This is a genomic window from Pseudomonas sp. DF11 (assembly GCF_058148565.1).
The window spans coordinates 1-13,722 of sequence record NZ_JBYVYN010000003.1; the positions used below are offsets into that span (position 1 = coordinate 1).

The window sequence follows — 13,722 nt, forward strand, 5'->3', positions numbered from 1 at the left end:
ATCGCCGGTCCCCCCTTCCAGCCGTACCCCTGTGACGATGCTGTACGGACCAGCGGAGAGCACGTCGTTGAAGGCAGAGCCTATGACCGTTTCGATACCAATGAGAGTATCCCCCTCTGCGTCGCCACCCCGTCCAACAAGTCCAGTGCCCAGGCGCACATCTATACTGATACCTTCAGTAGATGCCGAGTAGTCGACAGTATCTGAACCAGCACCGCCATCAATTTTGTCTGCGCCAGCACTGCTCGTGATGACATCGTTCCCGCCCAGAGCGTTGATCTCATCATCGCCTGCGGTGCCAATTAGTGCATCTGCGCCAGCTGTTCCATTAATAACTGCCATTTTTCTTCCTTGCTTTAAGGATGGTAGAGGAGGTCTCGTAAAATCAGTGTTTGTTTACAAAACTGAAGCATGAATCTCTGCGGTGTTTTTCGGCTTTGGCCAATAAAGCTTGAGCGGAGATTTCGTCTAGAAAATGGGCAATAATGTGTCATTTATTAAATTTCAGGCACGACAAAACCGCCCGATTTGAAAACCGAAGTATGTTTTGTTTTTTACGATCAATTGCGTATTGGCACAGCCGATCCATGCTGAGCTCCATCCAAGGCCTTTCTCCCTATTGGGAGGTTAACGGGGCACTTCCTTGCGTGATAGCACGTTAATATCTCTTCACACAAGAGTGTCCGATACCCAAGGAGCGTAGCGTGCAGGTGTTTTGACCTACGGTGCCCCGCGACGCGACGCGTCCCGATGAGGCTAGCGGAGAACGAGGGACACTGCGGGGCGGCAAGCGTGCCGAGCAAACCGGACTTGGTTATGCCGAATAAAGTATCCGAGCGATAGAATCAAACATGCTTTGCGACAAAAGCGACAACGGTAAACAGGGTCAGGGCGAACGCAGCACCGATGCTGAACGGCAGCAATGTAACCCGGATTGTGGTCGGAGTCGGGCGCCTCATCTCTTCAGCTAACGCCTCTACCTCTTGATGCAATTGCTCGATGCTGGCTTGATAACTGCGATGTGTAGGCATCGTCTCATTCTCCTCCGAGGTCGCGGGCCGTGCTGAGTCTGTAAACTATTTCGAGCAATGTGAGCCATGTGCTTGCAAAGCTCAAGTACCCGTCATGTAGGGTGGGTATTGGCGCATTGCGGCGAACCGGCGCTCAAATTTTAATTCCAAAACCCGCAACAGCGACAATGGCGGTCACTACTCCAGCCCCTACTGCGTATGGGTACCAGAAGGCTTCGTGCTTCAGCTTCGTTTCCTCGGCCGTAAGCTTGCGAGTCTCAGCCAACAATTTTCGGGTTTCGACCAATAGTTTATCGAGCTCTAAATTATCGCGGTCGTTCTGAAGCATTGATCATCCTTCCAAGGTTTGGGACACCGCCCCAAGCGTCGCTTTCTGCAACGCCGACAAAATCTGTCGAGCGTCAAGCGCTCATTGCCCATTGCATAGTCCGTCAGAGAAGCACTATTTCCTATCCGAGCAATTGGAGATAGCGGGCGACTCTCGCTTAGTTTGTAGGCAGAATCCGAGAATTGCGTAGGGGGCGCGCCTACGTTGTTAGTCATTACGCCAAGACCGAAAGTTGAGTTAGAAAAAAAGCCGAGAAACAATAGATAGACCCAACGCTTGAGAATGGGAGTCGCAACATTCCCCACCTAACGACAAGACAAAAAGCCCCGGTCTTTTTCACAGCGGGGCTTTTGGGATCTTGGCCGCCCACTTGTGTCGTTCATTGCTCAGTGCCCGGTAAATGCCCCAACGGCAACGCCCCCGGCGTCTTCACCGTATGAATCGCAAAGTTGCTGCGGATATCGCTCACCCCCGGCAGTTTCAGCAGCCGCCCGGTGAGGAATCGGTCGTAGGCCCGCAGGTCCGGCACCACCACTTGCAACAGAAAATCCGATTCACCCGACACCAGAAAAGCCGAGATCACTTCCGGCAACGACGTAACGGCCTGGCGAAACGCTTCGGCTTGTTCGTCGTTGTGCCGTTCAACCTTCACGCCGACAAAGATCGTCAGTCCGAGCCCCACTTCATCACGGTCGAGGATGGCTTGGTAACCGCGAATGACACCGGCCTCTTCGAGCATCCGCACCCGGCGCAGGCAGGGTGACGGGGACAGGCCGATTTCTTCGGCCAGTTGCACATTGCTCAGGCGACCATCGCGTTGCAGCGCGGCGAGGATTTTGCGATCGAAGGCATCCAGTTTCATGAATTGGCAGTTTCCGATGGAATGGTGTGAATAGCTGGCAGATTATGCCAATTAATGAAGCTTTAGAAGCTGACTTCGCAACCACCTGCCCTGCCCCTGGGCCATAGACTGGGCACTTGCGAATCGTCGATGAAGGGGGTGCGGCATGGCAGAGCTCTGGTTGTTCCTGATGGCCTTGATGGTGGTCTACGTTTTGCCCGGGCCGGACATGATCCTGCTGCTGCAAACCGGTGCCCGTCAGGGCAGGGGCGCGGCGCTGGCGACGGCGGTGGGCCTGGGAATTGCTCGTGGGTGTCATGTTGCATTGGCAGCGTTGGGGCTCTCGGCCTTGTTCAAGACCGCGCCATGGACCTTTGATGTGGTGCGTCTGGCCGGGGCCGCCTACTTGTTATGGATCGGTTTTCAATGCTTGCGGAGCACGTTGTTGCCGAGTTTTGAAAACGCCACTGTCGAGGCCGGAAAGCGGCGTTGGTACCAGGCGATTCGGCGTGGGCTGCTGACCAATCTGCTCAACCCCAAGGCCTTGCTGTTTTGTTCAGTGTTGTTACCGCAATTCATCGATCCACAGGGCGGGCCGGTGCTGGGGCAATTCGCGACCCTGGGCGTGGTGCTGGTCGGCGTCGGCCTGCTGTTCGATAGCACTTACGCCTTGGCGGGTTTCGCACTTGGACGCTGGCTTCAGCGATCGCCTTCGGCCCAGCGTGTACAGCAGTGGTTGTTCGGGAGTCTTCTGATTGGTTTTGCTGTACGGCTGACGTTTGTGCAGCAGCCATAACGACCGCAGCTTCGCGAAGCGGCTCCTGATTTGAGCTGTAATCCAGGGCTGCTTAGCAGCCCAACGGGAGCAAGCTCCCTCGCCCCACCCGCATTTCGCCCTGTCTCACATCCCGAAATAAACCCACCCTGCCCCTCTGCCGCCCTTGTACAACACCGCTTCTAGACTTCGTTGCAATGCCTGCGCGAACCCACCAGTGGCGTCCCTGGTGGGTATAGTGTTGATCATTAATTTTCAGTAGGTATAGTACCCACCAAGCACACCACACGGAGGTGTTGTGAATAGCCGATTTTTGATAAGCCAAATCATTGCAGACGGGTGGTATCTGGTGCGGGTTCGGGGCAGCCACCATCACTTCAAGCACCCGACCAAACCGGGATTGGTCACGGTTCCTCATCCGAAGAAAGATCTGCTCAAGAAGACGGCCATCAGTATTTTGCAACAGGCGCTGCTTCAGCCGGCTCGTTGCGCAACGTTCCCGGAGGACGATGAATATGCTTTACCCGATTGCGATTTCCATGGGCGATGACAAGCACGCCTGGGGTGTTGAAGTGCCGGATATTCCCGGTTGTTTTTCCGCTGGCGACGACCTGGACGAGGCCATGGCGATGGCACGTGAGGCCATTGAGGGACACTTCGAGATTTTGGCTGAAGACGGTTCGCCGATTCCACCGGCCAACACCGTTACCTTGCACGCAGCCAATCCGAAATTTGCCGGCTGCACCTGGGCGCTGGTGGACATCGATGTGACCAAGTACCTGGGCAAGGCGCAGAAGCTCAACATCACGCTGCCCGGCTACCTGCTCAATCGTATCGATGAGTATGTGTTGCACCATCCTGAAGAGAAGAGCCGTTCCGGGTTCCTCGCTTCGGCAGCCCTGAAGGTGTTGCAACAAGGGCGATGAGAGCCGCCACTACCTGTGGGCGCGAGCAAGCTCACTCCCACAGGATCAGCTATACGTTATTTGCTCTCCTTTCCAGACTCTTGCATCTGCACCGAAGACTTGGTGCCATCAGTGTTGTCCTTGGTCTCGTTATCCGAGTTGTCGAAACAGCCTTGCAGGGCGAACAAAGCGCAGGCGAGGCAAAAAGTGCGGGCGAGATTCATGATGTACTCCAATACCGAGGGCTTTCAGCAGTGACCTGCGAGAGTGGCAATCGTTGCGACTGTCATCATGCCGGCCGATGAACGTCGACGGATGTTGGCGACTGAAATGTAAGTAGAATTTTCACCGTTTCGTTGCTGTCACACCAGACAGGTGCATCCATAAGGAACACAGCAATGACCTTCGCAAAAATCGCTCAAAAACTGGCTCTCTGGGCGGGAAGCCCAAAGACATTTCTGGGGGCCATCGCGTTGTTGGTGCTCTGGGCCCTCAGTGGGCCTTTATTCCAGTTCAATGATACGTGGCAACTGATCATCAACACGTCAACCACGATCATTACCTTCCTGATGGTGTTCCTGATCCAAAACACGCAGAACCGCGATACCGACATCTTGCACCTCAAGGTCGATGAGTTACTGCGAGCAACCAAGGAGGCACAGAATGCAATGCTCGGGCTCGAGTCGCTGGACCTCAAGCAACTGGAGGCGCTGAGAAAGCACTACCAAGCCATGGGCCAGGGCGAAGCCAAGAACCTTGAAGGCCTGGAAGAAAAGAACAAAGTGGACCTGAACCAGTGCTGACGCAGATGCGCTGAAAGGTTCTCCTTCGACAGGCAAAAATCAACCGGGACGCGAACGTCCCGGCAGTGGATACAAAACGCAGCGGATCAGCGGCTGGCTTGCAACGCCCTGGCCATTTCGAGATGGGTCTGCAACTTAGGCAGGGTCTCATCGGCGAAGGCCTTGATTTCCGGCACTTCGGTGGTCTGGGCCTGCTGCTGGATCTGCGCGATGGCCTCTTCAGTGGCCTTGACCTGGCTGGCGGCATAAGCCGCCTCGAAGGACTCGCCTTCCTGGACCTGCGGCATCAGGGCCTTGGCCTTGTCAGCCACTTCCTCCCGGGGGGCGACAGGCAAGTCGAGTTTCTTGGCGATCTTCGCCAGGTGTTGATTGGCGGTGGTACGGTCATTGATCACCATGATGGTGTAATCCTTGACCTCTCTGGATTCGGCTTTCCCGTGGGCCATGCGACTGGCCTCGATGTCGGCCATGCCTTTGGCTGAAGCATCGTTGATGAATTCGGCAGGCGATTGGGCCCAGGCACTGTTGGCCCCCAGGCCCATCAGCACAATGACGCTGGTGGTGCGAAAAAAGCTGGCCATACGGCTCATGGTCGCGCCCTCCTCTGATAAAAGTTCTGGCGGGGTTCCCGCCTCTGAATCAGAACCACCCGTTTTCGCTTTCCGCTGAATTGCTGTCGACAGCCACGCGGGTGGTTCTCCTACTTCTGCGACCCGCTTCAAGCCTCTTCGTTCGATCATGGACGATGTTTCCGGCGGGCGGAACTCGCCTGACATCTGAAAAGGACAACGCTCGAAAGGTTGAAAAAAGCCAGTGGCGCCGCGACGAACGGTGGCGCGCTATCAGATACCGAACGCCCTGTGATTGTGGCGTTTGGCGGCATACATCGCCTCGTCGGCATAGCGAAACAGTGCGACATCTTCCGTGCCATGGTCGGGGAAACAGGCCACGCCGATACTCGGTTCGATGCTCAGGCAGTGGCCGTCCAGACGCAGTGGCTGGGCTAGTGCATGACGGATTTTTTCCTGCACGCCGTGGGCATCCTCCAAGGCCTGGATGCTGTGCAGCAGGACCACGAACTCATCTCCGCCAATACGCGCCACGGTATCGGTGTCGCGTATACAGCCCTTGAGACGATTGGCCACCGCTTGTAACAGCATGTCGCCAACCCCATGGCCATAGGTGTCGTTGACCTGCTTGAAACGGTCCAGGTCGATGTACAGCAAGGCCATGCGCCCGGACGCAGCGCGGGCGGTCGCCAGTGCGCACTTGAACCGTTCACGAAGTAATTCGCGGTTGGGCACCTGGGTCAACTGATCGTACTGAGCCATGTGCTGCAACCGGGCGTGCAACTGCTTGCGTTCGATGGCGATGGTGATCTGTGCGCAGACGTATTGCAGCAGTTCCTTGTCCTGCTCGGTGTAGCGCTCGGTGTCCGGCGCACTCTTGACGATCAGCGCGCCAATCGTGCCGCTTTGCGAGTTCAGCGGCACGCCCAGCCAACACGGCGCGTCCGGCTGCGCCACAAGGTCGGCGAACCCCGACGGCAGCTGGCTGCAACCGGGCGTCAGCAGGATTGGCTGGCCGCTGCGAATCACCTCGGCGCACAAACGCCCGGTAACAGTGCCCGGCAACTCGGGCTGCCCTTCCCGATCGTCAACATGATAGGGAAAATTCAGTTGCGCGCATTGCTCGTCATACAGCGCCACCGAGAAATTCAGCGCCGGTAGCCACTCGCCAATAATCAGGTGGATGCGCTTGAACAGCGCCAGCAAGTCAGCCGCGGCATGGGCCGCCTCGGAAATCGCATACAACGCCGCTTGCCGGGACTCGGCCTGCTTGCGTTCGGTGATGTCCCGGGCCACGGCAATGCGCAGTTGATCCGCCGGCGACCAGCGTGCCGACCACAGGATATGCACCACCCGACCGTCCTTGCGCAGGTAGCGGTTCTCGAAATTGAGCTTGGGCTCACCGTCCATGATCTCCCGCGCCGCCTCGAGGGTCCGCTGGCGGTCGGCGGGATGCACCAAGTCAATCATTGGTTGGCCGATCAGCTCCTGCGGGGTGTAGCCAAAAATGCGCTCGCAGGCGGCACTGACAAACACGAAACGCCCTTGACCGTCGACGGCACACACGGCGTCCAGCAGAAGGTCGATGTAGCTGGCCAGCGGCGCGGAGCTTCGAGTGTCCATGGGGCAGGAGGTCATCCGGATAATGCGGCGGTGAGTGAACCGGGGGATCGTCGGTTCACCACGCTGGTACAGCGTGCGGACCCAACGCGCACCCATCATACGATGAGGATAGCGTAGGTGATCAGTATGCAAACTGCGCGAGATAAGCAGGGCTCATCGCCTGATGCCACGATTCCAGAGAGCCGCCTCGTCACGGCTCCGTAAAAAACTCCATTCCGGCATAAGGAGCATGCCGACAGGCCTTCAGCCTGGATGCCAGGTCTCCCACGTGAACCTCGAGTTTGTGCCCATCCGGGTCGAGAAAGTAGAACGAATTCCCTTCGCTGCGATTATCCCGCCACGACGCCACCCGGGCCGCGTTCAGCCGCGCCACCAAGGCCGGGAAATCCTCGGCGTTGGTGCTGAAAGCGTAATGGGTGTAGTCCGCCGCCGGCTCGGTCCTGCGCAACGGGTCAAAAGACAGGCACAACCACAATCCCGGCAGCGACAAATAGGCCCCGCCGTTCCACTTGGCCTCAAGACGCAGCTGCAACAGCTCGCCATAAAAAACCACGCTGCGATCCAGGTCGGTGACGGCAAGGGTCAGATGATTGAGGCCAGAAAGCATCAGCAAACAACCTTCAGAAAAATAGTGATAACCCAGCGGGCTTGGGGCGAACCCATGGGGTTCCCAAGCTCCGACGTCGCCGATGGATTCCCCGCCCAAGGCCTTAGGCAAAGTCCTACGCAGAAATCTCCAGTGACACTCAAACACGCCGGAAACAGCCGATTCAAAGCCCTGCACAACAATCTGTAAAGTCTGGAAACACACAGCTATTGAAACACCCCACGGACAGCACCACTCACCAAGGAATGTAATCGCACCATGAACCAGACTGCTCAAGCGCCCCACCACTTCACCAACTACCGCAAGGTCATTTCCCTCGCCGACCAGGACTGGCAGAGCACCGAGGCCGGAAAAGTCTCAGGACTGAATGTCGAGGTCAAGACACCCAATGTGCTGGTCGACCAATACGGTCGCACCTTCCATCACTTCTGCACCACTTCCTACCTGGGCCTGGACTACCACCCCGCGCTGCTGGACGGCGCCATGACTACCCTGTGGGAAACCGGAACCCTCCGGGTCGCCAACTCAAAGAATCGCTGCAAGCTGGCAATCCTGGACCAGTACGAAACCCAATTGTCGGAGCTGTTTGGCGCCAGTTGCCTCAGTGCCTTGTCGTGCAGTGCGGCAAGCGCCGGAATCCTGCCGCTGCTGGCCAGCGGTGCGTTCACCAACAATTGTTCACCCGTCATGGTGTTCGACAAACATGCCCATTACTCGATGAACCACTGCAAGGCCGCCTGCGCCGATGAAACCCAGGTCATCACCTGCCCGCACAACGACATGGATTTCATCGAAGACATGTGCAAACGCCAGCGCAGCGTGGCGTACGTGGCTGACGGCGCTTATAGCATGGGCGGGTTGGCGGATCTCGACAGCCTGATGTACCTCAAGCAACGCTACGGCCTGTTTCTCTATCTGGATGACTCCCACGCGTTGTCCGCGGTCGGGGAGTCCGGCGCGGGCCTGGTCCGTTCGCGCCTCCCTGCCGTGGACGAGCGCACCCTGATCGTGGCTTCCCTGGCCAAGTCATTTGGCGCCAGTGGCGGGCTGGTCATGTTTGGCAGTGAACGGCACAAGGCCCTGGTGCAGCGTTACGGTGGGCCGAGCAATTGGTCCCAGAGCCTGAACGCAGCAGCCATCGGCGCCGGCATGGCCTCGATCCGCCTGCACCGCAGCCGGGAATTCAGCACCTTGCAGGAGCGCTTACAGGCTAATATTCGCCTCTTCGACAGCCTCGTGCGTACCGAACAGCGCGGCAACCCCATGGCAATCCGTATGGTGCCTTGCGGTGAAGCGGCCCTGGCCAACAGCCTGGCGGTCGAACTGGCCGAACTGGGGTATTTCACCTCGGCGGTCTTTTTTCCCGTGGTGCCGCAAGGCAAGGCCGCTGTTCGCATCACCCTGCGCGCCGACATGGAGCCGAACGTGATCCGCTCGTTTTGCGAAAAGATCACCGAACTGCTGCTGACCCACGGGCGTGATATCCGCCCTTGAGACAGGACGCTTGATGAAGAACCGTACAACCCTGATCGTCACCTGCACCACCGTCTTCCTGGCACAACTGGGCATGAGCATCTATTTGCCGGCCCTGCCCGACATCGCCCGGGACCTGGGCGCCGATGCGTCCCGGGTTTCATGGGGGTTGTCGGTGTACCTGATCGGCATGGCGCTGCCCATGTTGCTGTGGGGCAGCCTGAGCCAGCGCCTGGGGCGCAAGCCGGTCTTGCTGATGGCGCTGGGGTTGTACGGTTTAGGCAACCTGGCCCTGCCGCTGGGCACAACCGTGGAGGCGTTCCTGACACTCAGGTTGATCCAGGGCATCGGCGCCAGCGGTATCTCGGTGATGGCGCGGGTATTGATTCGTGACAGTTTCAGCGGCGACCTGTTGGCCAAGGCGCTGTCATGGATATCCATCGCCTTTGTGATTGCCCTCGGGATCGGCCAGTACCTGGGTTCGCTGATCCAGGCCGCTTTCGGCTGGGAAGCGATTTTCCAGGGCTTGGGCGCCGTCAGCCTGGCCATGGCGGCAGCGGTATCCCGGGCCCGGTTCCCGGTGCTGGTAAACGCCAGCAATGGGCAATCGGCGTGGGGCATCTACGGGCAGATACTCCGACAACCCGCGTTCCTGCTGCCGGCATTGGCCGGTGGGCTGGGTTACGGCGTGATCGTCGCCTTCAATACCGCAGCGCCGCTGATCCTGCAGGAAAGCTTCCACTGGTCGCCAATTGAATACGGCCTGCTGGGCTGGCCGGTCAGTGCGGCGTACTTGCTCGGGGCGCTGGCGGTGAATGCTTTTGTACTGCGCACCGGTCAACGGCGAATGATGGGCTGGGGCATTGCGCTGGTGCTGGGCGGGAGCGCGACCATGCTGGCAGGCAGCCTTACCCTGGACAGCATCGCGTTGCTCTTCTGGTTGCCGTATTGCTTCGCGGTGTTTGGCCAGTCGTTGATCTACCCCATCAGCCTGTCCCTGGCCAACGAAGGTTCACCGGTGGCCGGCGCCTATGCCATGGCGTTGAGCGGGTTCCTGCACCAACTCATGGCCTCGATGATCGGCGCCATGGCCAGCCTGTTGTTGAGCCAACAGGCCTGGCCACTGGCAGCGTTGTGCGCGCTGCTAGGGACGGCGGCGATGCTCTGTGTGAGGTGCGTGCCGCCCCGGGTCGCTTAAAACGCGCTGCGGAAAATCTCTTCGATCTGCCGCTGGTCCGCCGCCCGTGGGTTGGTCAGGCCGCACGCGTCTTTCAAGGCATTGGCGGCCAGCACCGGTACGTCGTTGAGGCGCACGCCCAGGTCACGCAAACCGGCCGGAATGTCCACGTCACGGGCCAGGCTGCGGATCGCCGCAATGGCTTCCCGGGCCCCCTCTTCCGGGCTGAAGCCACGCGTATCGGCGCCCATGGCATGGGCCACGTCGGTCAGGCGAGCAGCGCATACCGAGGCGTTGAAGCTCTGCACATGAGGCAACAGCACCGCGTTGCACACGCCGTGAGGCAAGTCGTAGAAACCACCCAGTTGATGCGCCATGGCGTGCACGAAACCCAACGACGCATTGTTGAACGCCATCCCCGCGAGAAACTGCGCGTAGGCCATGTTTTCCCGCGCCACCAGATCGCTGCCGTCGCGCACGGCCAGGCGCAGGTTGTTGCTGATCAAGGTGATGGCCTTCAGGGCACAGGCATCGGTAATCGGCGTGGCGGCGGTGGAGACATAAGCCTCGATCGCGTGGGTCAGCGCATCCATGCCCGTGGCGGCCGTCAGGCTCTTGGGCATCGCCACCATCAACGCCGGATCATTGACCGACATCAGGGGGGTCACATTGCGATCGACAATTGCCATTTTCACGTGGCGCGTCTCGTCGGTGATGATGCAAAAACGGGTCATTTCGCTGGCTGTGCCCGCCGTGGTGTTGATGGCGATCAACGGCAATTGCGGCTTGCTCGAACGATCGACGCCTTCATAATCACGGATCTGCCCGCCATTGGTGGCGCACAGGGCGATGCCCTTGGCACAGTCGTGGGGCGAGCCGCCGCCCAGGGACACGACGAAGTCACACCGGCTCTCCTTCAGCAGCCCCAGCCCGAGTTCGACATTGGCAATGCTTGGGTTGGGCTTGGCACCGTCGAAAATCACCGAGTCGACATCCTGTAGCGCCAACAACTCGACCACCTTGTCGGCGACGCCGGCCTTGGCCAGCCCCGCGTCGGTGACGATCAGGGCCTTGCGAAAGCCGTAGTTGCGAATCGCGGTCATCGCTTCATCGAGGCAGCCCAGCCCCATGATGTTCACGGCGGGAATGAAAAAGGTGCTGCTCATGAGGTCACGCTCCAGGATAGAGGCCGGATCGGCGGGCCTACAGAATGACCCAGTAGTCATGAGGTATCTTGATCTGGCTCAAGACTGGGTCGTGATAAAGTCGCGACCTGCCTTTGCCACGTTTTTGAGATGACCCTTGCGATGACCGATTTCCAGGAATACGACACCCGGCTCGAAGACTGGGAGGCCGTGCGCGCCGATACCGCCTTCAGCGGCCTGCTGGTGGGCAATGGAGCCAGCCGCGCGGTGTGGGACGATTTCGGCTATGACTCGCTGTTCGAAAATGCCCGCGTTGTCGAAGAAAAACCCCTGAGCCCGTCGGAGCTGAGCGTGTTCGAGGCGATGCAAACCCGCAGTTTCGAACAGGTGCTCGGCGCGCTGAAAACCACCAGTCGGATCAACAAGGCCCTGGCCGTCAGCTCCGCGGCCCCGCGCAATCGCTACTACGCGATCAAGGAAGCCCTGATCAACACCGTGCATGCGGTGCATATCCCATGGCGCCTGGTGCAACCCTCGACCCTGGCGACGCTCAACCAGGAGCTGGGCCGCTACCGCACGGTGTTCACCACCAACTACGACCTACTCAACTACTGGGCGATCCAGCACGCGCCCGAGACCATCGGCGACCTGTTCCTGGGCGATGACCACAGTTTCGACCTGAGCCGGGCGACCACGGACAAACCGCGCCTGCTGTACTTGCACGGCGGCCTGCACCTGGTGCGTAACCAGGACGGCACGGCACGCAAGCTCACGTCCACCGAAGGCACCTTGCTCGGCAGTTTCGCCATCAACAACACCCTCAAGACCCTCGACGACGTGCCGCTGTTCGTCAATGAAGGCCCCAGCACCGACAAGCTCAAGACCATCCGCAGCAGCGATTACCTGTCGTTCTGCTATGAGCAGTTGCTGCAGCACCGCGACAATTTGTGCCTGTTTGGCCATGCCCTGGGTGAGCAGGATCGGCACATCATTCATGCCCTGCGCCTGGCCGCACCGAAAACCGTGGCGATTTCGATCTATCCCCGTAGCCAGGCGTTCATCCAGCATCAGAAGCGGCATTACGCCAAAGTGTTCCAAGGGTTGGAGGTTGAATTGCGCTTCTTCGATGCCAAGAGCCATCCGCTGGGCGATCCGAAGTTGTCGGTGCCGGTGGAGGTTTAAAGCCAGGGTAAACCTGAGTGGCGAGGGGGTTCACTTGTGGGAGCAAAGCTTGCTCGCGATGCACGATAACTCGGCTAGCCTGCACAATCGCAGCGCCTGCATCGCGGGCAAGCCTTGCTCCCACAGGCCCCCTCGCCACAGATCCTCTTATTACCGTCCTGTCAGAGCGCCGCCAGGGTCTTGTCCTTGATCACCGTCGTCGGACCGTTGGCCTTGACGCTGGCGATGCCTTTGTCCCGGGCGGCGTCCGATGAATAAGCCTCGCTGCTGCCAATCACTTCGTGGTTGGCCGCCTTGAGGTTGAAATACGGATGGCCGTCCTTGGTGTTCTTGAGTTCATAGCGCTCGGCCAACGGACTGTTTTTCTGCACCGAAGCAATACCCCCATCGGCACCGCTGCGGGTGGCGTACAGCTCGCTGGTCAAAATGGTCTCAGCGTTGGCCGCCTTGAGCACAAACCGAAACTGGCCGCTGCTGCTTTTGCTGATTTCGTACCATCCGGACATGATTTTTCTCCTGGCAATGAAGACATGCCCCGAGAGTAAAGACCCGCTGGGCTTGCCCTGCCAGTACGCTGTGCAGCGTTTACAAAGTGATGGCCGTGCCCAGCAACGTCAGGAACCCCGCCAGCCAATTTGGATGCGCAGGCCAGGCCGATGCGGTCGCCAGGTTGCCCTGGACATGGCCTTGCGTCACGGGAATGTCGATATAGGTCCCGCCCGCCAGCCGCACTTCCGGGGCACACGCGGGGTAGGCGCTGCATTCGCGCCCTTCGAGGATGCCCGCCGCCGCCAGCAGTTGCGCGCCATGGCATACCGCAGCAATTGGCTTGCCCGCCAGGTCGAAATCACGCACCAGTTGCAGGACGGTTTCATTCAGGCGCAGGTATTCCGGCGCGCGTCCACCCGGCACCAGCAATGCGTCGTAGTCGGTGGCCTGGACGTTGGCGAAGTCATGGTTGAGGGCGAACAAGTGCCCCGGTTTTTCACTGTAGGTCTGGTCACCTTCGAAATCATGGATCGCTGTGCGCACCGTCTGCCCCGCGGTTTTGTCCGGGCACACGGCATGCACGGTGTGACCGACCATCTGCAAGGCCTGGAACGGCACCATGACTTCATAATCTTCGACGTAATCGCCGACCAGCATCAGGATTTTCTTGGCCGCCATGGGAAGGTCTCCTTTTGGAACGCGTAAGTGGTTAACGCATTAAAGGTAGACCGGTACGTCGGTGGATGAGGGATAAGCGGCGATTACCTGACGGGC

17 protein-coding genes and 1 pseudogene are annotated in these 13,722 nt (G+C 59.1%); 7 read left to right on the plus strand and 11 right to left on the minus strand.

Translation table 11 applies throughout. From position 1 onward, the window contains the following. The 4 genes from AC30D9_RS10315 to AC30D9_RS10330 form a co-directional block, all read right to left on the minus strand. Positions 1–342, minus strand: a 342-nt coding sequence (locus tag AC30D9_RS10315; RefSeq protein WP_490143995.1) for a calcium-binding protein, incomplete at its 3' end; no start/stop codon positions are given. Between the two features lie 503 nt (positions 343–845). Further along, positions 846–1,031 (minus strand): hypothetical protein, encoded by a 186-nt coding sequence (locus tag AC30D9_RS10320; protein WP_109755913.1) that lies wholly within the window; start codon positions 1,029–1,031, stop codon positions 846–848. 133 nt (positions 1,032–1,164) lie between these two features. Beyond that, a complete protein-coding gene (locus AC30D9_RS10325; protein WP_109755914.1) occupies positions 1,165–1,359 on the minus strand; it encodes a hypothetical protein in 195 nt (64 codons plus the stop codon). Positions 1,360–1,738: 379 nt separating this feature from the next. After that, positions 1,739–2,221 (minus strand): Lrp/AsnC family transcriptional regulator, encoded by a 483-nt coding sequence (locus AC30D9_RS10330; RefSeq protein ID WP_134923166.1) that lies wholly within the window; start codon positions 2,219–2,221, stop codon positions 1,739–1,741. A 145-nt stretch (positions 2,222–2,366) separates the two neighbouring features. Here AC30D9_RS10330 and AC30D9_RS10335 point away from each other — a divergent pair, with 145 nt between their 5' ends. The 3 genes and pseudogenes from AC30D9_RS10335 to AC30D9_RS10345 all read left to right on the plus strand — a co-directional run bounded on the left by AC30D9_RS10335 (position 2,367) and on the right by AC30D9_RS10345 (position 3,901). Continuing rightward, positions 2,367–2,996, plus strand: coding sequence for a LysE family translocator (locus AC30D9_RS10335; RefSeq protein WP_490143996.1), 630 nt, complete (start codon positions 2,367–2,369; stop codon positions 2,994–2,996). Between the two features lie 277 nt (positions 2,997–3,273). Further along, positions 3,274–3,450 (plus strand): annotated as a pseudogene (locus tag AC30D9_RS10340) (type II toxin-antitoxin system HicA family toxin); the annotation flags it as partial. A 40-nt stretch (positions 3,451–3,490) separates the two neighbouring features. Beyond that, a complete protein-coding gene (locus AC30D9_RS10345) occupies positions 3,491–3,901 on the plus strand; it encodes a type II toxin-antitoxin system HicB family antitoxin (protein WP_109755917.1) in 411 nt (136 codons plus the stop codon). Positions 3,902–3,957: 56 nt separating this feature from the next. Here the strand turns inward: AC30D9_RS10345 and AC30D9_RS10350 are convergent, their stop codons facing one another. After that, positions 3,958–4,104 (minus strand): hypothetical protein, encoded by a 147-nt coding sequence (locus AC30D9_RS10350; protein ID WP_162893799.1) that lies wholly within the window; start codon positions 4,102–4,104, stop codon positions 3,958–3,960. A 174-nt stretch (positions 4,105–4,278) separates the two neighbouring features. Here AC30D9_RS10350 and AC30D9_RS10355 point away from each other — a divergent pair, with 174 nt between their 5' ends. Continuing rightward, positions 4,279–4,683: a low affinity iron permease family protein gene (locus AC30D9_RS10355; protein ID WP_490143997.1), complete on the plus strand. Its 405-nt coding sequence runs from the start codon at positions 4,279–4,281 to the stop codon at positions 4,681–4,683. 86 nt (positions 4,684–4,769) lie between these two features. Here the strand turns inward: AC30D9_RS10355 and AC30D9_RS10360 are convergent, their stop codons facing one another. The 3 genes from AC30D9_RS10360 to fos form a co-directional block, all read right to left on the minus strand. Next, a complete protein-coding gene (locus tag AC30D9_RS10360) occupies positions 4,770–5,273 on the minus strand; it encodes a DUF4142 domain-containing protein (RefSeq protein ID WP_109755919.1) in 504 nt (167 codons plus the stop codon). A gap of 252 nt (positions 5,274–5,525) precedes the next feature. Continuing rightward, positions 5,526–6,875, minus strand: coding sequence for a sensor domain-containing protein (locus AC30D9_RS10365; RefSeq protein WP_307574732.1), 1,350 nt, complete (start codon positions 6,873–6,875; stop codon positions 5,526–5,528). Between the two features lie 190 nt (positions 6,876–7,065). Then, positions 7,066–7,482 (minus strand): fosfomycin resistance glutathione transferase, encoded by a 417-nt coding sequence (fos, locus tag AC30D9_RS10370; protein ID WP_134926588.1) that lies wholly within the window; start codon positions 7,480–7,482, stop codon positions 7,066–7,068. Between the two features lie 258 nt (positions 7,483–7,740). Between fos and AC30D9_RS10375 the strand changes: the two genes are divergently transcribed. Both AC30D9_RS10375 and AC30D9_RS10380 read left to right on the plus strand, forming a co-directional pair. Then, a complete protein-coding gene (locus AC30D9_RS10375; RefSeq protein WP_134923162.1) occupies positions 7,741–8,976 on the plus strand; it encodes an aminotransferase class I/II-fold pyridoxal phosphate-dependent enzyme in 1,236 nt (411 codons plus the stop codon). Positions 8,977–8,989: 13 nt separating this feature from the next. Continuing rightward, on the plus strand, positions 8,990–10,153 hold the full coding sequence (locus tag AC30D9_RS10380; protein WP_490143998.1) for a multidrug effflux MFS transporter: 1,164 nt from the start codon (positions 8,990–8,992) through the stop codon (positions 10,151–10,153). Here AC30D9_RS10380 and yiaY read toward each other — a convergent pair. After that, a complete protein-coding gene (gene yiaY / locus AC30D9_RS10385) occupies positions 10,150–11,298 on the minus strand; it encodes an L-threonine dehydrogenase (protein ID WP_134923160.1) in 1,149 nt (382 codons plus the stop codon). The two genes, AC30D9_RS10380 and yiaY, sit on opposite strands and share 4 nt — an antisense overlap. Positions 11,299–11,439: 141 nt before the next feature. Here yiaY and AC30D9_RS10390 point away from each other — a divergent pair, with 141 nt between their 5' ends. After that, on the plus strand, positions 11,440–12,459 hold the full coding sequence (locus AC30D9_RS10390; RefSeq protein ID WP_490143999.1) for a DUF4917 family protein: 1,020 nt from the start codon (positions 11,440–11,442) through the stop codon (positions 12,457–12,459). Positions 12,460–12,620: 161 nt separating this feature from the next. Here AC30D9_RS10390 and AC30D9_RS10395 read toward each other — a convergent pair whose 3' ends face one another. Together AC30D9_RS10395 and AC30D9_RS10400 are read right to left on the minus strand one after the other, a co-directional pair. Beyond that, entirely contained in the window at positions 12,621–12,965 is a 345-nt protein-coding gene (locus AC30D9_RS10395) for a YegP family protein (protein WP_134923158.1), read from the minus strand. 79 nt (positions 12,966–13,044) lie between these two features. After that, a complete protein-coding gene (locus AC30D9_RS10400; protein WP_490144000.1) occupies positions 13,045–13,626 on the minus strand; it encodes a DJ-1/PfpI family protein in 582 nt (193 codons plus the stop codon). Positions 13,627–13,722 lie beyond the last annotated feature (96 nt).

Bases quoted from the DNA above. Each gene is read 5' to 3' on its own strand.
- AC30D9_RS10395 (WP_134923158.1), bottom strand. From the start codon at position 12,965: ATGTCCGGATGGTACGAAATCAGCAAAAGCAGCAGCGGCCAGTTTCGG.
- AC30D9_RS10330 (WP_134923166.1), bottom strand. From the start codon at position 2,221: ATGAAACTGGATGCCTTCGATCGCAAAATCCTCGCCGCGCTGCAACGC.
- AC30D9_RS10350 (WP_162893799.1), bottom strand. From the start codon at position 4,104: ATGAATCTCGCCCGCACTTTTTGCCTCGCCTGCGCTTTGTTCGCCCTG.
- AC30D9_RS10365 (WP_307574732.1), bottom strand. From the start codon at position 6,875: ATGGACACTCGAAGCTCCGCGCCGCTGGCCAGCTACATCGACCTTCTG.
- AC30D9_RS10375 (WP_134923162.1), top strand. From the start codon at position 7,741: ATGAACCAGACTGCTCAAGCGCCCCACCACTTCACCAACTACCGCAAG.
- AC30D9_RS10345 (WP_109755917.1), top strand. From the start codon at position 3,491: ATGCTTTACCCGATTGCGATTTCCATGGGCGATGACAAGCACGCCTGG.
- AC30D9_RS10320 (WP_109755913.1), bottom strand. From the start codon at position 1,031: ATGCCTACACATCGCAGTTATCAAGCCAGCATCGAGCAATTGCATCAA.
- AC30D9_RS10380 (WP_490143998.1), top strand. From the start codon at position 8,990: ATGAAGAACCGTACAACCCTGATCGTCACCTGCACCACCGTCTTCCTG.
- AC30D9_RS10400 (WP_490144000.1), bottom strand. From the start codon at position 13,626: ATGGCGGCCAAGAAAATCCTGATGCTGGTCGGCGATTACGTCGAAGAT.
- AC30D9_RS10335 (WP_490143996.1), top strand. From the start codon at position 2,367: ATGGCAGAGCTCTGGTTGTTCCTGATGGCCTTGATGGTGGTCTACGTT.
- yiaY (WP_134923160.1), bottom strand. From the start codon at position 11,298: ATGAGCAGCACCTTTTTCATTCCCGCCGTGAACATCATGGGGCTGGGC.
- fos (WP_134926588.1), bottom strand. From the start codon at position 7,482: ATGCTTTCTGGCCTCAATCATCTGACCCTTGCCGTCACCGACCTGGAT.
- AC30D9_RS10360 (WP_109755919.1), bottom strand. From the start codon at position 5,273: ATGAGCCGTATGGCCAGCTTTTTTCGCACCACCAGCGTCATTGTGCTG.
- AC30D9_RS10390 (WP_490143999.1), top strand. From the start codon at position 11,440: ATGACCGATTTCCAGGAATACGACACCCGGCTCGAAGACTGGGAGGCC.
- AC30D9_RS10355 (WP_490143997.1), top strand. From the start codon at position 4,279: ATGACCTTCGCAAAAATCGCTCAAAAACTGGCTCTCTGGGCGGGAAGC.
- AC30D9_RS10325 (WP_109755914.1), bottom strand. From the start codon at position 1,359: ATGCTTCAGAACGACCGCGATAATTTAGAGCTCGATAAACTATTGGTC.